19 protein-coding genes are annotated in these 23712 nt (G+C 72.4%); 4 read left to right on the top strand and 15 right to left on the bottom strand.

Features of this window, described 5'->3' with window-relative positions; translation table 11 throughout:
- Positions 1-3 precede the first annotated feature (3 nt).
- Complete coding sequence (locus AB0N14_RS33095) at positions 4-981, top strand: NAD(P)-dependent oxidoreductase (RefSeq protein WP_366029391.1); 978 nt, start codon at positions 4-6, stop codon at positions 979-981.
- 45 nt (positions 982-1026) lie between these two features.
- Here the strand turns inward: AB0N14_RS33095 and AB0N14_RS33100 are convergent, their stop codons facing one another.
- The 11 genes from AB0N14_RS33100 to AB0N14_RS33150 form a co-directional block, all read right to left on the bottom strand.
- Positions 1027-1779, bottom strand: coding sequence for a 2OG-Fe(II) oxygenase (locus tag AB0N14_RS33100; RefSeq protein WP_366029392.1), 753 nt, complete (start codon positions 1777-1779; stop codon positions 1027-1029).
- A 101-nt stretch (positions 1780-1880) separates the two neighbouring features.
- A complete protein-coding gene (locus AB0N14_RS33105) occupies positions 1881-2426 on the bottom strand; it encodes a methylated-DNA--[protein]-cysteine S-methyltransferase (protein WP_366029393.1) in 546 nt (181 codons plus the stop codon).
- A gap of 25 nt (positions 2427-2451) precedes the next feature.
- On the bottom strand, positions 2452-3252 hold the full coding sequence (locus AB0N14_RS33110; protein WP_366029394.1) for an MGMT family protein: 801 nt from the start codon (positions 3250-3252) through the stop codon (positions 2452-2454).
- On the bottom strand, positions 3249-3839 hold the full coding sequence (locus AB0N14_RS33115) for an RNA polymerase sigma factor (RefSeq protein ID WP_366029395.1): 591 nt from the start codon (positions 3837-3839) through the stop codon (positions 3249-3251). Before AB0N14_RS33115 ends, AB0N14_RS33110 begins: the two co-directional genes overlap by 4 nt.
- A gap of 100 nt (positions 3840-3939) precedes the next feature.
- On the bottom strand, positions 3940-4671 hold the full coding sequence (locus AB0N14_RS33120) for an AfsR/SARP family transcriptional regulator (protein ID WP_366029396.1): 732 nt from the start codon (positions 4669-4671) through the stop codon (positions 3940-3942).
- 196 nt (positions 4672-4867) lie between these two features.
- Positions 4868-5836 carry a PfkB family carbohydrate kinase gene (locus AB0N14_RS33125; RefSeq protein ID WP_366029397.1) on the bottom strand — a complete coding sequence of 323 codons (969 nt, stop codon included), beginning with the start codon at positions 5834-5836 and terminating at the stop codon, positions 4868-4870.
- A gap of 88 nt (positions 5837-5924) precedes the next feature.
- Positions 5925-7145 carry a methionine adenosyltransferase gene (metK, locus tag AB0N14_RS33130; RefSeq protein ID WP_366029398.1) on the bottom strand — a complete coding sequence of 407 codons (1221 nt, stop codon included), beginning with the start codon at positions 7143-7145 and terminating at the stop codon, positions 5925-5927.
- Between the two features lie 35 nt (positions 7146-7180).
- Positions 7181-8578: a lyase family protein gene (locus AB0N14_RS33135; protein ID WP_366029399.1), complete on the bottom strand. Its 1398-nt coding sequence runs from the start codon at positions 8576-8578 to the stop codon at positions 7181-7183.
- On the bottom strand, positions 8575-10536 hold the full coding sequence (locus AB0N14_RS33140) for an FAD/NAD(P)-binding protein (RefSeq protein WP_366029400.1): 1962 nt from the start codon (positions 10534-10536) through the stop codon (positions 8575-8577). Before AB0N14_RS33140 ends, AB0N14_RS33135 begins: the two co-directional genes overlap by 4 nt.
- A gap of 48 nt (positions 10537-10584) precedes the next feature.
- Positions 10585-11598 (bottom strand): methyltransferase, encoded by a 1014-nt coding sequence (locus tag AB0N14_RS33145; protein WP_366029401.1) that lies wholly within the window; start codon positions 11596-11598, stop codon positions 10585-10587.
- A gap of 2 nt (positions 11599-11600) precedes the next feature.
- Positions 11601-13319 (bottom strand): class I adenylate-forming enzyme family protein, encoded by a 1719-nt coding sequence (locus tag AB0N14_RS33150; protein ID WP_366029402.1) that lies wholly within the window; start codon positions 13317-13319, stop codon positions 11601-11603.
- Positions 13320-13547: 228 nt separating this feature from the next.
- On the opposite strand from AB0N14_RS33150, the gene AB0N14_RS33155 reads away from it, so the two are divergent.
- Complete coding sequence (locus AB0N14_RS33155; RefSeq protein ID WP_366029403.1) at positions 13548-15254, top strand: FAD-dependent monooxygenase; 1707 nt, start codon at positions 13548-13550, stop codon at positions 15252-15254.
- A 138-nt stretch (positions 15255-15392) separates the two neighbouring features.
- Entirely contained in the window at positions 15393-16265 is an 873-nt protein-coding gene (locus AB0N14_RS33160) for an AfsR/SARP family transcriptional regulator (protein ID WP_366029404.1), read from the top strand.
- Between the two features lie 297 nt (positions 16266-16562).
- On the opposite strand, the gene AB0N14_RS33165 is transcribed toward AB0N14_RS33160, so the two are convergent.
- The 3 genes from AB0N14_RS33165 to AB0N14_RS33175 form a co-directional block, all read right to left on the bottom strand.
- Complete coding sequence (locus AB0N14_RS33165) at positions 16563-18143, bottom strand: MFS transporter (RefSeq protein ID WP_366029405.1); 1581 nt, start codon at positions 18141-18143, stop codon at positions 16563-16565.
- A gap of 611 nt (positions 18144-18754) precedes the next feature.
- The gene (locus tag AB0N14_RS33170) at positions 18755-19561 is read right to left on the bottom strand and encodes an SDR family oxidoreductase (RefSeq protein WP_366029406.1); all 807 of its coding nucleotides are present in this window, start codon (positions 19559-19561) and stop codon (positions 18755-18757) included.
- Between the two features lie 126 nt (positions 19562-19687).
- Positions 19688-20314: a cupin domain-containing protein gene (locus tag AB0N14_RS33175; RefSeq protein ID WP_366029407.1), complete on the bottom strand. Its 627-nt coding sequence runs from the start codon at positions 20312-20314 to the stop codon at positions 19688-19690.
- A gap of 224 nt (positions 20315-20538) precedes the next feature.
- Between AB0N14_RS33175 and AB0N14_RS33180 the strand changes: the two genes are divergently transcribed.
- Positions 20539-22212, top strand: a complete 1674-nt coding sequence (locus tag AB0N14_RS33180) for an FAD-binding oxidoreductase (RefSeq protein ID WP_366029408.1) — start codon at positions 20539-20541, stop codon at positions 22210-22212.
- A gap of 116 nt (positions 22213-22328) precedes the next feature.
- Here AB0N14_RS33180 and AB0N14_RS33185 read toward each other — a convergent pair whose 3' ends face one another.
- Positions 22329-23486: a transposase gene (locus tag AB0N14_RS33185; RefSeq protein WP_366029409.1), complete on the bottom strand. Its 1158-nt coding sequence runs from the start codon at positions 23484-23486 to the stop codon at positions 22329-22331.
- Positions 23487-23712 lie beyond the last annotated feature (226 nt).

Here is a 23712-nt window from a genome sequence, read left to right on the forward strand (position 1 = left end):
CACGTGGCCGGACCCACGACACACGCCGAGCACGGGACAGGCACCGTCCTGGTGGCCGGTGGCACCGGTTTCATCGGGGGCGCCCTGGTGCGGGCGCTTGTGTCGGACGCCGATTCCGGCGCCCCGGACCTGAGGGTCCTGTCGTCCCGCGGCGCAGCCGTCGGGTCCCACGCCGACGGGGTGCGGCACATCGGCGCCGATCTCACGCGTCCGCAGACGCTGCGCGGGGTGTGCGAAGGAGTGACGACGCTGGTGCACGCCGCCTCCTACGTGGGGCGCGATCCCGACCGTTGCGGGGCGGTCAACCACTTCGGCGTGCACGCCCTGCTCGACGAGGCCCGGCGCGCCGGGGTCGCGCGCATCATCTGCCTGAGCACCGCCTCCGTGTACGGGACCGGCCCGCACCGCGGAGCCCGCGAAGAGGAGATCACGCCCCGCCCCCAGTCCCCGGCGAGCGCGTCCAGGCTGCGCGGGGAGGCCGCCGTCCTGGACGCCGGCGGCATCGTGCTGCGGCCGCACCTGATCTACGGCGAGGGCGACCGCTGGGTGGTCCCGAGCCTGGTTCGGATGCTGACGGCCGTACCGGACTGGCCGGCCCGCAGCAGGCCGCTCACCTCGCTGATCTCGCTCCGAGACCTGGCGCGCTGCGTCGCGGCGCTCGTCCGTGACCACGAGGCGGCGCGGGGGCCCGCGGTCTACCACGCGGCCGATCCGCGTCCGCTGCCGTTCGGCAGGCTGCTGCTCGCCCTGCACCGGGTCCTCGGGCTGCCGCTGCCGCCCGGCGACATCTCCCCGGCCGAACACCGCGCCCGCATCGCCCGGGTGATGCCCGCGCTCACCGACCATCAGTACGCCCTGGTCACCCAGGACCACTGGTACGACGCGCGCAAGCTGTGGGAGCGGTCCGGGCAGCGGCCCGGGCCCGTGTTCGAAGAGCAGTTCGCCGCGTGCCGGGACTGGTACGCGCGGCAGCCCGCATGACACCGTGGCCGGTCCCCCCTCCGGGCACCGGCCACGGCGCCGACGTCACGGCGCGTCGTGGAAGATCACACCGAGGACGTGCCGCCGGCCGTCGTGCACCGCGCTCACCCCGTGGCGCAGCATGTAGCGGCTCCAGCCCCGCGCCGACCGCACCGGCCGGTCGTGCACCGTGAAGATCAGCCCCTGCCCCTGGCCGGGCCGCTTCACCACCGGACGGGACTGGGCGCGCGGACGCTGCTCGATGAAGACGCTCTCCCCACCGGTGAAGTCGACATCGGGACGGTCCAGCATCACCGCCACCTGCAGCGGGAACGTCAGCTCGCCGTAGACGTCCTGGTGCAGGCAGTTGTAGTCGCCCGGGCCGTAGCGCAGCAGCAGGGGCGTGGGCCGGAGCTGTCCGGCCGCGGCGCACGCCGCCGTCAGCTCGGCGTGGTTCTGCGGGAAACGGGGCCGGTCCAGGCGTTCCACCCACTGGTTGGCGATCCGGGCCAGCGGCGGGTACAGCCGCGTGCGCAGCGCGGACACCACCGGCGGCAACGGCGCGGCGAAGTAGCGGTAGCGGCCGCTTCCGAAGCGGTGGCGGTTCATGTCGACGGTGCTCCGGAACACATCGTCCCGGTCGAAGAGCGCGCGGATCTCGCCGCAGGCCTCCGGCGACAGCAGGGGCGGGGTGACGGCGACGCCCTCGGCGTCCAGCTCCGCGCCCAGCGACGTCCAGTCCAGCGCGTCCACGGCGGGCAGGTCGAGGGTGTCGCCGGTGCCGGCGTCGGGCGCGGTGGGGATGCGACCGTGTTCCATGCCCGGCAGGTGAGGGGTGTCGTAGCTGGTCAGGATGTGCTCCGCGGTCGTGGTCGAAGACGGGCGCCGGAGGCGGGGGATGTGCTCCGGCGCCCGCCCGTTCAGAGGGAGGGCGCGGCCGTGCGGTCGGACTCCAGGTCGAGCAGGAACTGCTTGGCCGCGACACCGCCCGCGTAGCCGGTCAGCCGGCCGCCCGAGCCGACCACCCGGTGGCAGGGCAGCACCACGCACAGCGGGTTCGCGCCGAGCGCGGTGCCCACGGCCCGCGCGGCCCGCGGCCGTCCGAGCGCGGCGGCCAGCTCGGCGTAGGTGCCCGTCATCCCGTACGGCAGTATCCCGTCCAGCCGCTCCACGGTGGTGCGGCTGAACGGCGTGGCCAGGCGCAGGTCCAGCCGTACGGTGAACGCGCGGCTGCGGCCTTCGAGGTAGGCGTCGAGCTCGCGGGCCGCCTCCCGCAGAATGCGGAGCTGGTCCGGGGTGGCGGCGTCGGCCTCCACGGCGGTGAGGCCACCGCGGGTGATCCGGTTCACCGCCTGCTCCCGGTCGTCGAAGGCGCACAGCACCAGCGCGTCGTCGGTGGCCGCGAGGGTCAGCGGACCCAGCGGGGTGCGGTGCGAGGCGAGTGCGGCGGTGGGTGGGGTGGGCATGGGGACCTCTCTGTGGTGCGCCGGGTCAGACGGTGAGGGGCCGGCAGCTCTTGCAGGCCCGGTAACCCGCCTCGCGGGCGTCCTGCGCGGTGCGGAAGTGCACCCGGTGCCCGGGGGTGATGCGGCGGGCATGAGCGCAGGTGGGGTGGCAGTAGATGAAGGTGGTGTCGCTGCCGAGGAACACCGCGCCGGCCCGGGACAGCTCCGCCACCCGGCGCATGTCGATGTGTTCGGCCCGGCGCAGGGCCTCACCCGCCTTCGGCAGGTACGCGGCGTCGCACGGCGATCCGTTGTCGTGCGTGACCCGGTGGCACGGTATGAGCACGGCGACGGGGTTGGCCGCCAGCGCGCGCAGGATCCCGGAGACGGAGGGCGGGGCCTCCGGGCCGGCCTCGCGGGCGATCCAGCTCAGCGGCCGGAGCTGCCCCGCGGGGATGTTCCGCACGGCCTCCAGGACCGCGCGCTGCTGTGCGGGCAGCCCGGACAGGTCGATCGCCAGCCGGCGGGCCCGGCCGGTGCGCAGTGCGGGGATGAGCCCGGGGAGCGGACGGCCCCCGGGGATCGCCGAGCGGCCGGTGCGCGCGCGGTGCAGTTCCTCGAAGCCGGACGGGGTCAGGCCCGCCGAGTCCAGGCAGGCGCCGGTTACGGCGCGTGGGCCGGAGGCCACGAACAGACCGCCCGCGGCCGTGTCGAGGCGCACGTACGTGTCGTAGCGCTCCTCGGAGATGCCCGCACGGCGCAGCACGCGCAGCACGAAGTCCTCCGGTGCCCCGGTTGCGAGATCCGGCAGACGCCGCATGGCCGCGTCGCCGTTGCTTTTGTTCACATCGTCACCTCCTTCAGGGCCGTCGGCTCCGGTTCGAGCAGTCGTCGCAGGCCGGCCAGCCCACGCGAGACCTGCGCCTTCGCGGTGCCCACCGCGCAGCCCTGTACCTCGGCCACCTCTGTGTAGCTCATCCCGATCACATGGTGAAGCACGACCGGTATGCGATGGTGCTCGGGTAAGGCCGACAGCGCTGTGACCAGGCGGGAGCGGTCCTCCGCGGCCGCCGCGCGTTCCTCCGGGCCCGGGCTGTGGTCGGGCCAGACGTCCGTGGTCTCCTCCACGGGCAGTCCGGCCGTGGCCGGACGCCGTGTGCGGGTGCGGACGTGATTGCGCCACACGTTCGCTGCGATGGTCATCAGCCAAGCCCGGGGACGCAGCTCACGGCGCCGTGCGGGGCTGTATTCCTGCAGGGCCGTGTAGGCGCGCAGAAACGTGTCCTGGCCCAGGTCGTCCGCCTCGGCGAACGAGCCGGAGACCCGGTACAGGAACGCGTGCACCGCCCCGGCGTGCACCCGGACCAGCTCCGTGAAGCCGGATTCGAGGTGCGCCGCCAGGAGATCGGTCAGCTGCTCGGCCTTGTCGTCCATCACTGAGAGAAACACCGTCCAGGGCCAGGGGGTTGCAGACGTCGGGACGTCGTCGTCCGCCGGCGTCGGGAAGCGGTCGTCCGGGAGGGACGGGAACAGGTCATGGGCGGACGACCGGGGCGTCCAGTGCCGAGCTGCCGGCCAGGACCGCCTGGTACAGGCGCCGCATCCGGGGGACGGGCTCGATCCCCAGGGTGTCACCCAGCGCCTGGCGCAGGCCGTGGAAGACGTCCCCGGCGCGTTTGCGGTCGCCGGAGCGGTACAGCGCCACCATCAGCTGAGCGTGCACATTCTCGTGGGTGGGGTGGCGCGCGGTCAGGTCGCTCAGCTCGTCGACCAGCTCCCGGTGCTTGCCGAGGGCCAGATCGGCCTCGATGCGCTGTTCCAGGACCCCCTGCCGGGTCTCCGCCAGCTCCGCCAGGTGCGGTGAGCTGAGGGGGCCGGTGCGGACGTCCGCCAGGGCGGTCCCGCGCCACTGGGCGAGGGCCAGGGCGAACATCTCCGACGCGGTGTGGTGGTCCCCGGCGGCGGCGGACAGGCGCCCGCGCCGCGTCAGGTCCGTGAACCGGCTCCGGTCGAAGTCGGTCGTCTCCAGGTCCAGCTGGTAGCCCTGGTTCCTGGTCAGCAGCAGGCGGCTGTGGTCGTCGCGGGGGCCGCGCAGCGCCTGCCGTATGTGGAGCACGTAGGTCTGGAGCGTGGACATCGCGCTCTTCGGGGGAGTCGATCCCCACAGCTCGGTGATGCAGTCGCTGGCCCGCACCATTCGCGGTGCGTTCAGGATCAGGAATGCGAGGAGCTGGCGCGGCTTCGGTGCGCTCGGCACCAGATTCACGTCGGAATCGGACAGTAAGAGGGGGCCGAGAACGCCCGACTTCATAAGGAATCCCTATCCCCGTGGTGTCGTAATGCTTCAAACAGGCATCCTATTTTTTCGCCTCGAGGATAGGCAGGTAACGTTTTGGACGTCAAACGGAATGATGACTGATAATTAATTCGGTCAGTCGGCCGGTTCTTTTTTCCGTCGCCGCTCAGGACGGTAATCTGGCGGATATCTGATCCGCCGCGTCCGGGCCGTAGGCGCACCGCAGGCGGGCCGCCAGCCGGTCCCGGGCCAGCGGGTAACCCTGGGCGTCGGGCGACTCGAGAGCGGCCGCCGCCAGGGCGCACCCGAGCTGCGCCGCGCGCTCGGCGCCCCAGCCCCAGACGGCACCCGCCAGAAAGCCGGCGCGGAACGCCTCGGCGGTCCCCGACGGATCGCCTTCCTGCGCCGCGCGCACCCCCTCCACACTGGCCGCGGGCCGCCCGCGCCGCGCGATCGCCACCCCGCGCAGCCCGCATGTGACGACCCAGGTGCCCACCCGGCCGAGCAGTTCCGTCTCGCTCCACCCGGTGAGTTCGCACAGCAGCGGCACGTCGAACTCGTCCGTGAACGCGTAACGGGCCCCGTCGACGAGTCGGCGTGCCTGCCGGCCGGTGAGGCGGAACAGCCGGTCGCCGGGGTCGGCGGCGAAAGGGATGTTGAGTCGTCTGCACTCCTCGGTGTGCCGCACCATCGCCTCGACGTCCCCCGCCGCCACCACCACCAGACCCAGCCCGCCGATGCGGCGTGCGGCCGGCAGCAGGGTGATGTGCCGGGACTCCGTCTGCGCGCCGTCGTACGACAGCCTGAGCCGGCCGTCCTCCGCGTCCCTGATCTCCACCGCCCGCGCCGTGTCCAGGACCTCGCTGACGCGCACGAGTTCGAGATCGACGCCGTACGACAGCAGGGAGCGGCCGTAGTCGGCGAAGTCCTTGCCGACCGCCCCGGCCAGGAGCGGGCGCAGGGCGAGACGGCCCAGTCCCACGGCGATGTTGGCGCCCGCTCCGCCGCGGCGCACCCGCAGGGTCTCGGCCCGCACCGCGGCCACGCCGCGGCCCATCGCCGCCCCGTCGGCGAGCCGGCCCGTGACGGTCAGCACCTGGTCGGTCGAGATGGCACCGCTCACGGCTATACGCATGTGATCAACCCCTAGGCAGCCAGGCCCGTCAGGAGGCGACGACGCGGCCCCGGACCACGGGGGTCCGGGGCCGCGTTCGGCCGGACGGTTACCGCCGGGCGGCCCGGCGCAGCGCGTCGACGCGGTCGGTCCGCTCCCACGTGAAGTCGGGCAGTTCACGGCCGAAGTGCCCGTAAGCGGCGGTCCGGGCGTAGATGGGGCGCAGCAGGTCCAGGTCGCGGATGATCGCGGCCGGGCGCAGGTCGAAGACCTCCTTCACGGCCTTCTCGATGGCGGCCTGCGGGACGGTGGCGGTACCGAAGGTCTCGACGAAGAGACCGACGGGTTCGGCCTTGCCGATGGCGTAGGCGACCTGCACCTCGCAGCGGGAGGCCAGTCCCGCGGCGACGACGTTCTTGGCGACCCAGCGCATCGCGTACGCCGCCGAACGGTCCACCTTGGACGGGTCCTTGCCGGAGAACGCGCCGCCGCCGTGGCGGGCCATGCCGCCGTAGGTGTCGATGATGATCTTGCGGCCGGTCAGGCCGGCGTCGCCCATCGGGCCGCCGATCTCGAAGCGGCCGGTCGGGTTGACCAGCAGCCGGTAGTCCTCCGTCTCCAACTTGAGGCCTTCCTGGGCCAGTTCGTCCAGGACGTGCTCGACGACGTGTTCGCGCACGTCGGGGGTGAGCAGGGCGTCCAGGTCGATGTCATTGGCGTGCTGCGAGGAGACGACGACGGTGTCCAGGCGCTTGGGCTTGTTGCCCAGGTACTCGACGGTGACCTGGGTCTTGCCGTCCGGGCGCAGGTAGGGCACCGTCCCGTCGCGCCGCACCTCCGACAGCCGCCGCGACAACCGGTGGGCCAGGTGGATGGGCAGCGGCATCAGGCTGGGCGTCTCGTCGCAGGCGTACCCGAACATCAGACCCTGGTCGCCGGCGCCCTGCAGGGCCAGCCGGTCCTCCTCCGCCGGCGCAGAGCCGTCCACCCGCTGCTCGTAGGCGGTGTCGACGCCCTGCGCGATGTCCGGGGACTGCGCCCCGATGGAGACGGACACCCCGCAGGAGGCGCCGTCGAAACCCTTGGCGGAGGAGTCGTAGCCGATCTCCAGGACGGCTTCCCGCACGAGGGCGGGGATGTCGGCGTACGCGCTGGTGGTGACCTCACCCGCGACATGGACCTGACCGGTGGTGATCAGGGTCTCCACCGCGACGCGGGCCGCGGGGTCCTGGGCGAGGAGGGCGTCGAGGATCGTGTCGCTGATACGGTCGGCGATCTTGTCGGGATGGCCTTCGGTGACCGATTCCGAGGTGAAGAGCCGAGCAGACATGAGAACTCCTGAAGGTCGGGACGACGGGGCGTGGATCAGGGCGTGCGGTGACGTTCCAGGGCGTGGTCCACCAGGGAGGCGGCCGCGCCCGTGTACGTGGCGGGATCGAGCAGACCCGCCAGTTCCACGGAGCCCAGGGAGGGCCCGACAAGCGGGTGTTCGGACAGGACGTCGGCCAGTGGCCGTCCGGTGCGCGCGGCGGTGTCGGCCGACTCGGACAGCAGCCGCTTCGCCGTGGCCTTGCCGAACGCGGGCGCCAGCGCCGCGACGATCCGCTCGGACGACATCAGGGCGCCGGTCGCGGCCGCGTTGGCACGCATCCGCTCCTCGTGGACGACCAGCCCCTCGCACAGCTCGACGGCGGTGTGCGAAGCGCCGCCCGCCAGCCGCAGACACTCCCGCAGCAAGAGCCATTCGGCGTGCCAGACACCGCCCGAGCGTTCATCCTCGGTGACCAGGCACTGCATCAGCGCGCCCGCCAGCGCCGGCACCTGGAGCGCGGCCGAGCGGATCAGGGTGGTCAGCACCGGATTGCGTTTGTGCGGCATGGCCGAGGAGGCGCCGCGCCCGGCCACGGGCGGCTCGGCCACCTCACCGACCTCGGTCCGCCCCATCGACTGCACGTCCACGGCGATCTTTCCCAGCGCCCCGGTCACGAAGGCCAGGGCCGCGGCCGCGTCCGCGACGGGGGAGCGCAACGCGTGCCAGGGCAACGGGGCCTCGGCCAGCCCGGTCTCCGCCGCGAACGCCTTCGACAGCGCCGCCGCGTCCGCGGCCGGGGCGCCGTCCACCGCCGAGTACTCCAGATAGCCGGCCAGGGTGCCCGCCGCACCGCCGAGCGAGACGGGCAGCCGGCCGTCGAGCAGCCGGCCCACGCGGTCGGCCGCCTCGCGCACCAGCAGCCCCCAGCCAGCCGCCTTCAGCCCGAAGGTGATCGGAACGGCGTGCAGGGTCAGCGTCCGCCCCGCCATCAGGGTGTCCCGATGCCGCTGCGCCAGCCCGTCCAGTGCCGCCGCGGTGCGCAGCAGGTCGGCGTGAACCAGGCGCAGCGCCCGGTCGCAGACCAGCATGGCGCCGGTGTCGAAGATGTCCTGACTGGTCGAACCACGGTGCACGTAGTCCGCCGCCTCCGGGTTCTCCTCGGCGACGACCGCAGTGAAGGCGCGGACCAGGCCCACCACCGGGTTGGCGCTCTCCCGGGAGGCGACGGCGAGCCGGCGCAGGTCGATCCGCTCGGCGCGGGCGGCCCGGGTGATCGCCGCGGCGGCCCACGCCGGCAGGGTGCCGAGCGCGGCCTGGGCGCGTGCCAGCGCCGCTTCCGCGTCCAGCATCGCCTGGAGCCAGGCCTCGTCACCGACCGCCCGCTCCACCGGGGTGCCCGCCCGCACCGGGGAGAGCAGCCCGGAGTCCAGTCCCGCTGGATTGCCCGTCATGCGGGTGCCTCCGTCAGCGTCCGGCCCGCGGAGGCGTCCGCGGCGGCGGGGTCGAGGGCTAGGACCGCCCGCGCGATGGCGTCGGAGTCGCCCAGCGTCACCGAGTTCACGCCGGGCCTGATGCCGGCCGCGGTCACCCAGTGCACCGCCTCCGTCGGCACCCCGTACGCGAAGCGCCGCGGATGGCTGCGGCCGTAGGCGTCGACCAGGTGGTACGGGCGCTCGGTGACCTCGAGCCCGCCCGTCTCGTAACTCGTGCCGCACGCACTGGGAATGCGGAACGGACGGCACTGCCCGCTGGACAGCAGCCCGCGCAGCAGCGGATCGGCGGTCCGGCGCAGGTCGGGCTCCGGCAGGCGCGCCTCCACCAGCACCCGGGCGTGCACCGGGGCACCCCCCACGCCGTCCGACTCGGCGAGGAACACTCCCGCCGTGCCGTCGATGCGCACCCGCATGCCCGGACCGATCAGGTCCAGGACGCCCGCCTCGAGCAACGCGATCAGCTCCTCGACGCGTGACGAGGGCGGCCCGATCGACAGGAAGGCGTTCAGCGGGGTGTACCAGCTCTCCACCTCGTCCCGGTAGGAGGTGCCGTCCAGCCCGCCGTGGTCGAGGGCGAGCCGCACCTCGTTGCGCAGGTCGCGCAGCACGTCCAGCGCCGCCTTGAGAGGCCCGCTCACGTTGCCCGCCCGGGCCTCGCGCACGTCGGAGCGCAGATGCTCCAGCATCCAGCGGCGGAACTCCGCCCGGTCGGCGAACTCCCCGTCACCGTGCGGACGGAAGATCCGCTCCCAGTCCCACCGCTCACCGTGCGGGATGCGGTACGTGTCGAGCAGCCTCTCGGTGTGGACGGCGCCCTCGGGCAGCGAGACGAACCGCTCCACGAACTCCTCCCGTTCGGCCTCCCGGCCCCGGGCGCTCAGCAGCGCCCCGTAGAAGACGCTCTCCACCTCCCGGGCGATCAGCGGCCACAGGTCGGTGCCGAAGTACACACGCTCACCGTCCACCGCGCGCTCCCGCAGCGCCGCCACCACCTCCTCGGTCAGCACGCGCGGCTCGTGACGGCCGTGCGCGCCCTTCTCATTGGCGCCGCGGGCGTGGTACGGGATGCCGCGCCGCGAGCCCGCGACGATCCGCGGCTCGCGGCCGGAAGGGCGGTAGACGAGATGTCCGCCGACGCGGTCGAAGCGGCCGCCGCGCCCCACGGTGAGCAGGGCCATGTGGTCGAAGAAGTTCAGGCCCAGCCCGCGCAGCAGCACGGTCTCACCGGACCGCACGTCCGACAGGTCCAGGTCCGCCGGGTTGGCCGGCAGCACGTGCAGCAGCCCGTGGGCCCGCGCGCGTTGCGAGAACAGGCGCTGGGACGGGGAGACGGAGGTCGGCACGTGTCCCTGGGAGAGCACGACCGCATCGAGGCCGTCGAGGACCTCCCCGTCGGACAGGACGACCTGCTGCGCACCGTCCTCGGGCCGTTCCCGCAGGGCCACGGCCCGGGCCTGGTGCACCCGCACCCGCACGTGCGGAAGGGCGTGGGACACCACCCGGGCGAAGACGTCCTCCAGATAGCGGCCGTAGAAGGCGCGGGTCGGGTAGTCGTCCGGGCCGAGACGGCGCGCCTCGGCGAGCACGGCCTCGTCGTACAGCGGCGCCTCGCGGGGCCCGTCGCCGAGCGTGCGCGCCCACTCGTACAGGCTGGGGCCCGGCTCGACCGGGCCGTCCATCTCCACGCTGGCATCGGTGAACACGGTCACCTGTGAGGCCACGGTGTTCATCAGCAGCACACGAGGCTGTCCGGTACGCCACACTCGTCCGGCTCCAGGACGGTAGGGGTCGACGACGTGCACGGTGACCGCCCGGTGAGCGGGCGCCGAGCGTTCGTTGGCACACAGCCGCTCCAGGACCGACAGACCGCGCGGTCCCGCACCGACGAGGCACAGGTCGAGGTCACCGCTGGGCATAGGGGTACTCCATGGGTGTCGAGGGAGAGCCGGGAGACGGGGACTGCCTCATACCGGTGCGGCGATCAGCAGACTCGTCTCGAGGGCGAGGGAGTGCACGCTCTCCAGGCGCAGGCCCGCGGCGCCCAGGACGGAGCGGTACCCGTCGAGGGAGCGCTCGCGGCCGCCCGCGGCCATCAGCAGGTGCAGGTCCCACAGCAGCGGTAGCACGGGCGCCGAGCCGTCGGTGGCGACGACCCTCTCCAGCACCAGCAGCCGTCCCGTGTCCGCCATGGCCTCGCGGATGTTGGCGAGGAGCGTCACGCATCGTTCGTCGTCCCAGTCCTGGAGCACCCGGGACAACAGGTACACGTCATGGCCCGCGGGGACCTTGTCGAAGACGTCGCCCGCGACGGTCTCGTAGCGGTGGGCGTCGACGGTGGCGCTCAGGTGCCGCTCGGCCACCGGCAGCATGTGCGGCAGGTCGAAGACGGCCCCCGTCAGGTGTGGGTGGGCCTGGAGCACGGCCGACAGCAGCAGGCCGCTGCCGCCCGCCACGTCGACCACGGTGTGCGCCCGCGTGAAGTCGAAGGCCGCGGCGGCCTCGGGGAAGAACACGTTGCCGGCGTTCATGGCGCGCAGGAACCGCGGCCCGGCGTCGGGCACGTCGCGCAGATAGGCGTGCAGCGAGGTGCCGAAGGCGTGCTGGAAGCCCGAGGTCCCCGTGCGGATCGCGGGGACCACCGCACCCCAGGCGCGGTGGAACTCCTCCCCGTACAGCAGCACCATGTCGCGCATGGACTGCTCGTTGTCGGCGACGAGGAGCGCGCCGACGTCGGTGAGCCCGTAGCCGCCCTCCTCGTCGCCGCTGAACACGCCGAGCGCGGCGAGCAGCCGCAGCAGCCGCGCGAGGCCGTCCTCGCTGGCGCCGGTGTGTTCGGCCAGCGCCTGTACGGTGCGGTGTCCGGCGGCGATGTGGTCGGGCAGGGACAGCGCGGCCGCCGCGTGCAGGGCCTGGGCCCGCCAGGTGCCGGTGATCAGATCGACCACCTGACGTGCCGCCGTCGTCTCGGTACCGGGCATGATCAGACCTTCCGTACGGAGGAGGACACGGCGAGCGCGGGGTCGCCGGTGCGGGACAGGACGGTGCGCAGACGTTCGCGCAGCAGGCGCTTGAGGACCTTGCCCGTCACCCCCACGGGGAGTTCGGAGCGGTCGGCGGCCAGCAGCAGCCCGCCGAGCGGTGCCAGGCCCTCGTGGGCCAGGGCCGCGTTGCACGAGGCGAGCAGCCGGGCCGCGTCGTGCTCCTCGCCGTCGGCGAACAGGACGACCGCCAGGGGACGGGAGTGCCCGGGGGAGTGGGGATCGTCGACCGCCACGACCGCCGTGTCCAGCGCCTGCGTCGCGAGCAGGACGACCTCCTCGACGGGAAGGCTGTACACGGGGCCGCCGACGGTGTGGATCACATCGGGGGTGCGGTCCAGGTGGTACCAGGTGCCATCGCTGTCGCGGCGCATGATGTCACCGGTGAGGAAGTACCCGTTGACCGTCGCCTCCGCGGTCAGGTCGGGCTCGTCCAGGTAGCCGGCGGTGATGCTGGGCGTCTGCACACCGAGCCGGCCGGCCTGGCCGTCGGGCAGTTCACGGCCCTGCTCGTCGAGCACGGCCGCCTTGCGCACCACCTTGGCGGGCGAACCGATGTGGCGCGCGTACCGGGTCGTCTCGGGCGTGTACGCCTGCTTGAACAGCACCATGCCCATCTCCGACGACCCGAGTCCGTCGAGGTAGCGGGAGCCGTTCAGCACCTTGCCGTCCTCGGTGCGCCGGCCCAGCGCGATCAGCGGTCGGATGTGCCGCTCGTGAGACGCGTCACCCATGCCGTGCCAGGTGTGGAGGTGCCGTGCGGCCTCCGGGCTGATCTTCTCGGTGGGTATCTCGGCCAGGGTGAGCGGGAAGGCCAGCACGGTGGTGGGGTGGAACAGGTCGACCGCCCGCGCCACGGCCTCGCCGCTCGGCTCGTCCAGGATCAGTGTCGGGATGCCGAGCAGGATCGCCAGGCTGAGGTAGCTGATGCCCGCCGAGTGGCTGTGCGGCAGCGCCGTCAGCAGCCGGTCGGAGCGCAGCGAGGGAAAGGACCACAGCCGCTCCCGCTTGCCCGCGAAGAACGAACCGTGGTGGAACACGGGGGCCTTGGGCCGGCCGGTGGTGCCCGACGAGTGTGAGATCATGATCAGGTCCTCGGCGGCGTGCCGGTACGGGAAACCAGGCATCGGCCGGGGCGGCAGCGGAGCGGTGACGGCGAGCGAGGCGATGTCCGCGACCTCGGGCGTGGCCTTCCCCGGCGCGTCCGCCTCCCAGGCGTCGGCGAGGCCCTTGAGCAGGTCGCCGTCACCCACCAGCACCGTGGTCCGGGTGCGCAGGAAGTACTCGGCCGCCGTCGCCGGCGCCATCCTGGGGTTGCAGTGCACGGCGGCGGCACCGAGCGACGTGATGGCGATGTGGTGGATCAGACCGAGCAGCCCGTCACGGGTGTGCAGGCCCACGTGCGCTCCGGGCCGCACCCCCCGCCCCCGGTACCAGTGGGCGTAACGGATCACGGCGACGCGCACGTCGTCCAGGGACATCGCCTCCGGCGCGCCCGTCGCCCAGCGGGGGGAGGACACGTCGGGGTGGAACAGCAGCGGACGGTCCCGGTCGCGGGCGATGCGCCACGCGTGCCAGAAGAAATTTCCCGCCCCCAGATCCCGGTCGGCATGAAGGCGCAGGCGTTGCGCGACGGACCTGTGGGTGCCGAACAGGAACATAGGAATACCTCACACTCCGCAGTGATGCGCCGAATTCTTCGGTCACCGGTGAGACATCGCGGCCCGTGATACCCCAGCGGTTCGATAAAGGTTCGTGGCGGAGTCTCCAACCGGCTGCTAAAGAGCTGATGGAAAAGCCGTCCCGGTCGCCGATCTCGCTTCGTTCTTCAGAGCGGGTTGCAACGATCGCACCGGTTCGATCGAGCGAAGGCTGGAGGCCGCGTCAGGATGGACGACCCGCTGACAACCCCGGTCGCCGTGATCGGCGGCGGTCCGGTCGGATTGATGCTCGCGCTGTTGCTGGACCGGCAGGGAGTTCCCTGCGTGGTCGTCAACTCCCAGCCGGGCGTGCCTGATCAGCCGCGCGGCAGCACCCACAACGCGCGAACGATGGAGCACTACCGCACCCTGGGACTGGCCGAGCGGATCCGCGGACTGGGTCTTCCCGTCGGGCACTCGGCCGGCATCTCCTTCTTCACCCGCTACAACGCGCACGAACTGGCCCTGCTGCCCTGGCCGGGCAGCGGCGAGGTGCTGCGCCGGCGGATGGCCGCCGACCGCACGGACCCGTCCCCGGAACCGATGCACCGGGCCAACCAGATGTACGTCGAGCGCCTCCTGCTCGACCACGCCCGCACCCGGCCCCGCATCACCCTGCGCTACGGCTGGACGGCCACCGCCCTGCACGAGAGCGCGGAGCACGTCGACGTCGTGGCCGAACGCGACGGCGCCCGGCGCCTGTTCCGGGCCGCGTTCGTCGCGGGCTGCGACGGCGGCCACAGCCTGGTCCGACGCCACCTCGGCATCCGCTACGAGGGAGAGGGCACCCTTGACCAGGACATCCTCGGACGCCGCTCCACCGCCGCCCACCTGCGCGTGCCCACGCTGTACCGGGACTTCCTGCGCGATCGCGGCGCATGGAGCAACTGGGTCGTCAACGCCGACCTCGCGCTGAACCTGATCGCGCTCAACGGCGTGGACGAGTTCTTCCTGCTCACCAGCTCCGTCGACCCGGACACGGCGACCGACGCCGAACTGGTGCGCCTCGTACAGCGGGCGGCGGGCGAGCCCCTGCCGGTCGAGGTGCTCAGCCACCGGCCCTGGACCGCGGGCGCGGCGCTCGTCGCCGAGTCGTTCGGCACGGGTCGCATCCGCCTCGCCGGTGACGCCGCGCACCTCTTCACACCCAACGGCGGCTTCGGCATGAACACCGGTGTGGACGACGCTGCCAACCTCGCCTGGAAACTCGCGGCGGCCGTGCAGGGCTGGGCGGGCCCGGATCTCCTCGACACCTACGGCGTCGAGCGCCGGCCCGTCGCCCTGCGCAACACCTCGGCGGCCCGCGCCCTCGGCCAGGGACTCGGCGCCGTCGACCGGCCCGCCTGGCTGGAAGCGGACTCCGCATCCGGCGAGGCCGCCCGCGTCAAGACCGGAGCGGAACTGGCCGAGTACGGAATGCGCACCCTGGACACCCTCGGGGTGCAGCTGGGCGCCCGCTACGACGGTTCCCCGATCATCGCCGGGGACGGTTCCGAGCCGGTGCCCGACTCCTTCGCCGCGTACACGCCCTGTGCCGTGCCGGGCGGCCGTGCACCTCACCTGTGGCTCGACGACCGTCGCACGGACGGCAGTTCGCTGTTCGACCGGTTCGGCCCCGGCTTCACGTTGCTGCGGCTCGGCCCGCGTCCGCCGCGGACGGAACGGACCGAGGCGGCGGCGCGTGCCCGGGGCGTGCCGCTGCGGACCCTGACGCTCGACGATCCGCTCGCGCGGGAACTGTACGAACGTGACCTGGCGCTGATCCGTCCCGACCAGCACGTCGCCTGGCGGGCCGACCGGGAGCCCGGTGACCCCGGGGCGCTCCTGGCACAGGTCACCGGCTGGCTGCGTGAGACGGCGGCGAGCTCACCGGTCCCGGCCCGCGGGCGGTGGTGAACGAGCGCTGAACAGGTCCCCATAACGGGGCCGGCACGGCTTGAGCGACGGTAGAATCCGCACTGATCGCGACATTTGACCGGGTATTCCAGCGGGACGATCTTCCGCGGGCCCGCCCGGCGTCGATGGGGGAGTCACATGGAGTTTCGCGTTCTCGGCCCTCTGCACGTGTGCGATGACGAAGGCCGCCACAGAACCCCGACCGCGCCGAAACAACGGCAACTGCTGTCGCTCCTCGCGCTCAATGCGAACCACGTCGTGTCCGTGGCGCAGATAGTCGAGGAGATATGGGAGTACCGTCCGCCGTCGAGCGCGGTCGCGGCGGTGCACACCTACGTCATGCAGCTGCGCCGCTTCCTGGACGGGGCCCGGCGCGGCCCGGGACGCACACCCGGCCGGCTGCAGACCCGCGACCAGGGGTACCTGCTGAAGCTGAACGCCGGTGAACTGGATCTCGATCGCTACGAGCAGCAGGTGCGGGCCGCCCGCGCCACCCTGGACGCCGGCGAATACGCCGAGGCCGCCGAGCAGTTGCGCGCCGCCGAGATGATGTGGACGGGGCCGATGCTCGTCGACGTCCCCACGGGTCCGCTGCTCAAGGCCGCCATCGAGGTCGTCGAGCGTGACCGGCTCGACGCTGTTCCGCAGCGGCTGGGCGCCGAACTGCGGCTCGGGAGGCATCATGAGAGCCTCGGCGAACTGACCGCGCTGGTCCATCAGTACGGCACCCACGAGGACCTCGTCGGGCACCTCATGCTCGCCCTGTACCGGTCGGGCCGGCAGGCCGACGCGTTGCTGGCCTACCACCGGCTGCGGGCCCGGCTGCGTGAGGAACTCGGCACCAACCCGTCGGCGCGGCTGCAACGCCTGCACACGCGCATGCTCTCCGGGGACCAACGCCTGGAGCCCCCCTCGAGCTCGTGCTCCAGGCAGTCGCTCAACCTGCTGGCCGAGCGCACTGTCTCCGCCCCCCGTGACCCGGTGGGGGACGACGGGCTGGTCCGGGTCTGAAGGTCTGACGGCCCGGCGGGGGAGCCGACGGCGGGCGCGGACGGCTCGGTCCGGGCCGCCGTGCTCCCTTCGGCACACCCTCCGCGCGCACGGTTCTCGGCCTCGGCCCGGCCGCCGGCAGGTCGCCGAGCCGGTGCTGAAGCACTCCACAGAGGTGACCGTGAGCGGCGCGAAGCGCACCTCGTCTCGGCGCGGTGCGCTTCGAGGACGTATGCGGCTCCGTCACTTCCGCGCTCCCCCGATGGCATCGTCGTCGGACCGGCCGAGGCGGTCGGCTGACGGCTGCCGCGGAATCGTTCAGCCGCCGGTGCGCACACGCCACGGCTGAGCCCGGACAGGTTCGCGCGCCGCTCGCGTCATCCACGGGGACGGCCCGAGGTCGGCCGGGGCCTGTGAGCGGCCGACGGGCCCGTGCTGCCGTCGGTCCGGGCGGTGGTCCCGGTTCTGTGCCCAGGCGGACGGCGCGGTGCGGGCCGTGCGGACCCGGCCGGGCGGGCGGCGGCCGGGCAGGCAGATCAGGGCGCCCACCAGCGCTGGCCCCATCAGCAGGGCCGCCGCCCCGAACGCCTGCCCCGCCCCAGCGGCCACCCCGGTGCCACGGCCGCACACCGCCACCGCGAGCACCGTGCCCAGCGCGGTCCCGAACTGTCCCGCGCACTGCACCAGGCCCGACGCCAGCCCCGCGCCGCTGCCCCTGAACCGGGCCAGCGCCACGACCTCGCACGACATCCAGATCAACGGAAGCCCCGCGCCGGCCAGGACCAGCCCCGGCAGCATGCCCGAGACGTACCCCGGGGCGTGCGAGCGTGCGGCCAGCGTCCACAGGGCCGCCCCCAGGAGCAGACAGCCGAGCGCGCACGGCAGGCGGGCACCGTAGCGGGTGAGCAGCGCGCTGCAGCCCCGGCCCACGACGAAGATGCCCCCGACCATCGGGAGCAGGGCGACTCCGGCGGCTAGCGCACCGAACCCGTACGTGTCGCGCAGCCGCATGCCGCCGAGGAAGGCGACGGGCGCGGCGGCCGTCGACACGAGCAGGACACCGGCCGCACCGCACACCAGGTTCCGGTCGCGGAGCAGGGACGGGGGCAGCAGCGGGTGGGGACATCGGCGTTGCCGGTGCGCGAAGAGAACTGCCAGCGCCGACGCGGCGAGCACGGCGTACGCCGTGTACCGGTCCACGCCATGAGCGGCCGACCGGACCAGGGCGTACACGGCCGCGAGCAGAGCGCCGGTGAGCGCGGCGGCCCCGGCCAGATCGAGGCGGACACCGCGGGTGCGGGGCGGATCGGGCAGCGGGGTGCGGCGGGACACCATGAGGGCGACGGCGATCACAGGGACGTTGAGCCAGAAGGCCCAGCGCCAGTCGAGGCCGCTGATAACGAGACCGCCGCACACCACGCCGGCCACCGAGCCGACACCGCCCGCGCCCGCCCACAGCGCCAGCACCCGGGCACGCTGCTGCGGTGCCGCCGCCGTCACCAGGAGCGACATCGCGCCGGGCACGAGCACGGCCGCCGCCAGCGCCTGCCCGGCGCGGGCAGTGACGAGCAGCGGTCCGCTGGGGGCGGCACCGCACAGGGCCGAGGCCACGGCGAAGGCTCCCATGCCGTGCAGGAAGAGACGCCGGGACCCTGCCAGGTCCGCCAGCCGGCCGCCCAGCAGCTGGAGCCCGCCCACCAGCAGCACGTAGACGTTGGTCACCCATTGCACGGCGGCCAGCGACATCGACAGGTCGCGCCGGATGTCGTTGAGGGCGAGCGTCACGATGCCGGAGTCGGCGTTGGCGAGCAGTGGAGCGAGGACGGTCAGCGCGAGCAGCCGGCGGTCCAGCGGGGGCGCTGCACGGTCGCGTGGGCGTGCAGGGGCGGCCAAGGCCATGACGGCTCCAGGGAGTTGGCATCGATGCCGCCGCGCCGGCCCCGGAGCGGGGCGGACGGGAAGAAGCAGCCCGTGGCCTGCCGTTCGGATCGGCGCGGATCAGGCGGCGGGGGCTGGTGCGGGCGGGCCCGGCGAAGGGCCACACGACGTGGTGGCGGCCGGCGGTGACACGGCAGGGGCGTGCGAGCCCGGCGATCGAACGAGTGGCGGCCCTGGGGCCGCGAGACGTCACGGCGGGCAGGACAGGGAAAAGGGCGAGGCGGGTGGGGCGCGGAGCAGGCACCCGCGACAGGGCGCTCGCGGAGGCCGGGTGCTGCGGCGGCACGCGGGAGCGAGCGGGACGCGGCGAAGGCACGGTCGCCTTCCGGCGGTGCCGTCGCGGAGCCGGGTCCGGGAGTGGACGCAACTCCTGCGGTCCTCCGGGGGCACCGGCGGGCCGGCGGCAGGTGGCCCCAGGGGGCGACCGCCGCGCACAGTACCGTCGGCGGCCCGCGCGGATCAGGTCACCGCACGCCGCCGACGGCCGTCGTGCGTCGTACGCCCGGCCGCAGTGCGGCGGCCGGGCACGGGCGGAGGGGCTGGGCTTCGCCGGCCCTCCCGCTCGGTGGTGCTCAGAGCTCCTTGAGGAGCCCGCCGTCCACGACGAACTCGGCACCCGTGGTGCTGCCGGAGCGCGGCGACGCCAGCAGCACGACGGCGTCGGCCACCTCCTGCGGCTCGACGAAGCGGCCCGTGGCCAGGTTCAGCATCTCCGGGACGACGCTGTTGATGACGTTGTCCTTGTCGGTGCCGGCCTGGGAGGCGATCATGTCGGCGACGCCGCCCTCGTCGGTCCACCACGGCGTGCGCACCACACCGGGGGACACCGTGTTCACGCGGATGCCCTGGGGGGCGAACTCGCCCGAGAGCACCTTGGTGATGTTGCTCAGGGCGGCCTTCGCGGCACCGTAGTCGACGTTGATCGGCGAGGGCTGCCGGGCGTTGCCGGAGGAGATGTTCACGATCGCGCCGCCGCCGCGCTGCTGCAGGTGCGGGATGGCGGCACGGATGGCACGCACGGCCGAGAACAGGTTGAACTCGAACATGGCACGCCACTCCTCGTCGGAGGCGTGCAGGAACGAGCCGCGGGGCAGGGTCACGCCGGGCGGCGGGCCGCCCGCGTTGTTCACCAGGATGTCGAGCCCGCCGAACCGCTCCACGGCGCGGTCCACGACCTGCGCCGGCGCGTCCTCGTCCATGAAGTCGGCCGGGACGTGCACGAGGTTCGGGCCGGCCAGCGCATCCAGCTCCGGGGTGCTCTTGCGGGACGTGGCCACGACCTTGGCGCCCTCTTCGAGGAGCGTGCGGACGATGGCCAGGCCGATGCCCTTGGAGGCGCCGGTGACGACGGCGACCCGGCCGGAAAGCTGCAGATCCATAAGGTTCCTTCTCGATGGTCGGCCCCGCCCTGAGGTGGGGGAGGAGCGCGGTGCGGTGTGCTCTCGTCATGGGAAACACCGCCGTGCCCGAAGGTGTTGCAGGCGATGTCCACCGGGCCCGCGGGATCAGCGGTGCCAGCGCATGACCTCCTCCGGAAGCTCCTCCAGCTCCGCGGTCTCGGACGGCTTGCGGTCCATGTACCGCGGGTCGCACCCCTGGTGCCCCAGCAGCCGGGCGATCGGGGCCAGCACGGTGAACAGGGCGCGCTGCAGCGCCCAGGGGGGCGAGGTGAACCGCACCACGTCACCGAACTCCAGCGTGGTCACCGCCTGCTGCAGCAGCCGGGGCATGCCCTCGGGCGTGGTCTTGCCGTCCTGCGCGAGCCCGAAGAGCTGGCGCAGCACCAACTGCTCGAAGCGGTCGCTGTTCGTGCGGATCTCGCAGATGTGGAAGGCCTGCTCACCGCTGCAGTTCCACCAGCGGTGCTTGATGCCGGGCTGGATGAGCACGCTCTGCCCGGGCTTGTCGAGGGTCACCTGGCGCCCGCCGATCAGGAAGGCGACCTTGCCCCGTACCAGCGTGAAGCGTTCCTCGCTCACCGGGTGCAGGTGCTCCCCCGACACGGCGCCGCCGGGCTCGGAGTACACGTCCATCACGGTGCGCGCCCCGCCCGTGTGCGAGGACGGCGTTCTGATCACGACCCGCTCCCTGCACCGCGGGTTCTCGTACACCTCACCGACGCTGACCGTCACCGGCCCCGCCTCCTTCCACCGTGGCGAATTCAGCCTGGACTCCGATGGTGGCGACCGGTGGGCCGTCCGACACCCCCGATCTTGCGGTCGTATCCCGGAATCCGCCGTTCAGGGATTCGACCGCAAGATCCGGGGTGTTTTCCACGATGGCTGATTCGTACTGTCGCGGCGCAGGTCAACGCGTGAAGCAGTGCGCCGAAAATGGCGAGAACGGGAGACGTAGAGTGCGCGACAACAGCGGGATAGGCCGCAGGCGGTTCTTCACTACCGCCGCGGCGCTGGGCGGCACGGCCGCCGTGGGCGGAGCGCTCGCCGGGCGGGCGGCGGCAGCGGAGCAGGAGGCCGCGACCGTCACCTTCGCCCCCGTGACGGTGACGTCGGCGGACGCCCAGTACGGCGAGCTTGTGCACGGCATGAACAACCGTTACGTCGGCAGCCCCGAGTCCGTCCAGATCGTGGACGACGTCTCCCAGGTGGCGGGCGTGGTGCAGGCCGCCGTCACCGCCGGCAAACGACTGACCGTGCGCTCCGGCGGCCACTGCTTGGAGGACTTCGTCTTCAACCCTGAGGTTCAGGTGGTGCTGGATCTGTCCCAGCTCAACAAGGTGTACTACGACGCCGGGCGGCGCGCGTTCGCCGTCGAGACGGGCGCCCAGCTCCTCGACGTCTACACCCTGCTCTACCAGGTGTACGGCGTCACCGTGCCCGGCGGCATCTGCTACTCCGTGGCGGCCGGCGGCCACGTCAGCGGCGGCGGCTGGGGCCTGCTGTGCCGCCAGCTCGGTCTGATCATCGACTACCTGTGCGCCGTCGAGGTGGTCGTGGTCGGCGCCGACGGCAAGGTGCGCACCGTCGTGGCGACCAACGATCCCGGCGATCCCAACTTCGAACTGTGGTGGGCCCACGCGGGCGGCGGCGGCGGTAACTTCGGTGTCGTCACGCGCTACTGGTTCCGCACGCCCGGCGCCACCGGCACCGACCCGAAGAAGCTGCTGCCCAAGCCGCCCCGCGAGGTGTATCTGGTGGCGCAGGCCTGGCCGTGGGAGACCATGACGGAGGCGAAGTTCTCCCGGCTGGCGCAGAACTACGCGCGCTGGTTCACCGCGCACAGCGCCCCGGGCGCCCCCGAACTGGCCCTGGCCAGCTTCCTCGTGCTGACCCACAAGTCCGCCGGCCAGATCGCCATGGTCACCCAGGTCGACGCGACCGTTCCCAACGCCCGTCAGCTCCTCGACGGTTACCTCGCCGCGATCGGCGACGGCGTCGACGTGCCGACCGTCGCCGTCACCCGCCAGTTCGCCGAATTCGGCCCGATGGCGAGCTACGCCGAGCCTCGCAAGCTGCCCTGGCTGGAGGCCACCCGCTACCTCGGCACCACCAACACCAACCTCACCAACCCGACCTACCGGCAGGAGTACAAGTCCGCGTACATGCGCGCGGCGTTCCCCGACCGGCAGCTCGCGGTGCTGTACAAGCACCTGACGCGCACGGACGTCACCCTGCCCGGCGCCTCCATCACCCTCAGCTCCTACGGCGGTGAGGTCAACCGGCTCGCCCCGTCGGCCACCGGCTATCCGCACCGCGAGTCATTCTTCAAGATGATGTGGATGTCCCTGTGGAACGACCCCGCCGAGGACGCCGCCTACATCGACTGGAACCGGCAGTGCTACGCGGAGGTCTACGCCGACACCGGCGGTGTTCCCGTGCCCAACGACGTCACCGACGGCTGCTACGTCAACTACCCGGACAACGACCTGAACGACCCGAAGTACAACACGTCGTCGACGCCCTGGCACGCCCTCTACTACAAGGGCAACTACCCGCGGCTGCAGCAGGTGAAGAAGAAGTACGACCCGACGAACTTCTTCCGCCACGCCCAGTCGGTCCGCCTGCCCTGACCCACGCGTCAAATTCTCGGCCCTGAAGGGACCGAGCTTGTCACCCGATCCGCGAAGGGCCGTGATTGCAAGTGGAGCGCGGCTGGCTGCCGCGTGGTCCCCTGCGTCCGGTACGGCTATGCCGTACTGGGGCGTTTGACTGCGCCCCGCTGCCACGCGGCATCGGCCCGGTGGGCGATGTTGCGGGAGCCGTTGTGGTCCGCGTGCAGGACGATCCCGCAGGATCGGCAGGCGAACCGTGCCTGGGACACCCGGTTGGTTCGGTAGGTGTGCCGGCACTCGGAGCACTGGCGGGAGGTGTTGCGCGGGTCGACGTAGACCACGGGCACACCCGCCCGCCGGGCTTTGTACTCGACGAAGGCGCCGAGCTGGGCGAAGGCCCACGAGTGCAGCCGGGACCGCTGGTGTTTCCTGGCCGTGGCCCTCTGCCGGATGCCGGACAGGTCTTCCAGTCCGACACCCCGCAAGGTGCGTTCAGCGGTATGGACGATCTTCTTCGCGATGATGTGGTTGCGCTGGGTGGTGTAGCGGGACTCCCGGCGCCGGTTGCGCTTCAGGGCCCGCTTCGCGGACTTGGTCCGCTTGGCCTGGAGCTTGCGCCGCAGTTTCAGCATCCGCGTGCGGTACCTATTGACCCGACGGCCGGACATGACCTGCCCGTCGGATGTCGTGGCGATGTTGACGATGCCCAGATCCACGCCGAGGAACCCGTCCGGCTCGAACACCTCGGGTTCGGGGACGTCGATGGTGGCGATCAGGAAGAACATCCCATCCCGCATCACCAGGTCCGACTCACCCTTGCGGGACGCCAGCAGCTTCAACGCCGCCGGGGAGCACACGAACGGGACGCCCTTCAACCGCCCCGCCACAGTCCAGATGGACACGGTCCGGGCGTCGAGGTTCCACGTCAGGATGCGGTCGTCGTACGGCTGCGCCGCATCCTCGCGAAAGGAGATCGACTTGGACACGGCCCGCGTGCGGCGTCTGGAGCCCTCCGGGCCCAGGTTTCCGGCCCTGACGTTCGCCCTCAAGGTTGTGTAGGCGTCCACCACCTTCTTGATCACGCGGACAGCGGGCTGCGCGGCGAGATCGAAGGCGGCCTTGACGTCGTGGTACACCGCCTCCTGCAGCTCGTTGCGGCGGAACAGGCCCCGGGCGTACGCCGTGTCGGACACCCAGGTCGCGGCCCGGTTGCAGGCACGCAGAGTCGCTGCCAAGGCGTCCGCGTCATGAACGGAGCCAGGCACCAACTTCACCTGCGCAACAATCTTCACGCGAACCACGTTAGGAGGAACGGTCACGGCAGGACAAGCCGCCGTCCGGACACAACGAAGCGAACTCCGCCGCTGCGCGGCTCCGACCCGAGGAAGCCATTCCTCCCGAGGCTGAAGCCCCGGGCCTCCTGACTAGTACTCCAGCCGGAGATGTGATCTTGCTGGTGGGGGGCCGGTGGGAAGACAGGTGCGGCCACCGGTGATCATCGTCAGGTGTGTGGACTGA

The organism is Streptomyces sp. NPDC051104 (assembly GCF_040682835.1).
GTDB lineage: Bacteria > Actinomycetota > Actinomycetes > Streptomycetales > Streptomycetaceae > Streptomyces > Streptomyces cynarae.

What these genes read in the sequence shown, in the direction of transcription:
- AB0N14_RS33100 (WP_366029392.1), bottom strand. Translation starts at nt 1,779, where the DNA reads ATGGAACACGGTCGCATCCCCACCGCGCCCGACGCCGGCACCGGCGAC.
- AB0N14_RS33105 (WP_366029393.1), bottom strand. Translation starts at nt 2,426, where the DNA reads ATGCCCACCCCACCCACCGCCGCACTCGCCTCGCACCGCACCCCGCTG.
- AB0N14_RS33115 (WP_366029395.1), bottom strand. Translation starts at nt 3,839, where the DNA reads ATGGACGACAAGGCCGAGCAGCTGACCGATCTCCTGGCGGCGCACCTC.
- AB0N14_RS33125 (WP_366029397.1), bottom strand. Translation starts at nt 5,836, where the DNA reads ATGCGTATAGCCGTGAGCGGTGCCATCTCGACCGACCAGGTGCTGACC.
- metK (WP_366029398.1), bottom strand. Translation starts at nt 7,145, where the DNA reads ATGTCTGCTCGGCTCTTCACCTCGGAATCGGTCACCGAAGGCCATCCC.
- AB0N14_RS33135 (WP_366029399.1), bottom strand. Translation starts at nt 8,578, where the DNA reads ATGACGGGCAATCCAGCGGGACTGGACTCCGGGCTGCTCTCCCCGGTG.
- AB0N14_RS33140 (WP_366029400.1), bottom strand. Translation starts at nt 10,536, where the DNA reads ATGCCCAGCGGTGACCTCGACCTGTGCCTCGTCGGTGCGGGACCGCGC.
- AB0N14_RS33145 (WP_366029401.1), bottom strand. Translation starts at nt 11,598, where the DNA reads ATGCCCGGTACCGAGACGACGGCGGCACGTCAGGTGGTCGATCTGATC.
- AB0N14_RS33150 (WP_366029402.1), bottom strand. Translation starts at nt 13,319, where the DNA reads ATGTTCCTGTTCGGCACCCACAGGTCCGTCGCGCAACGCCTGCGCCTT.
- AB0N14_RS33155 (WP_366029403.1), top strand. Translation starts at nt 13,548, where the DNA reads ATGGACGACCCGCTGACAACCCCGGTCGCCGTGATCGGCGGCGGTCCG.
- AB0N14_RS33160 (WP_366029404.1), top strand. Translation starts at nt 15,393, where the DNA reads ATGGAGTTTCGCGTTCTCGGCCCTCTGCACGTGTGCGATGACGAAGGC.
- AB0N14_RS33165 (WP_366029405.1), bottom strand. Translation starts at nt 18,143, where the DNA reads ATGGCCTTGGCCGCCCCTGCACGCCCACGCGACCGTGCAGCGCCCCCG.
- AB0N14_RS33170 (WP_366029406.1), bottom strand. Translation starts at nt 19,561, where the DNA reads ATGGATCTGCAGCTTTCCGGCCGGGTCGCCGTCGTCACCGGCGCCTCC.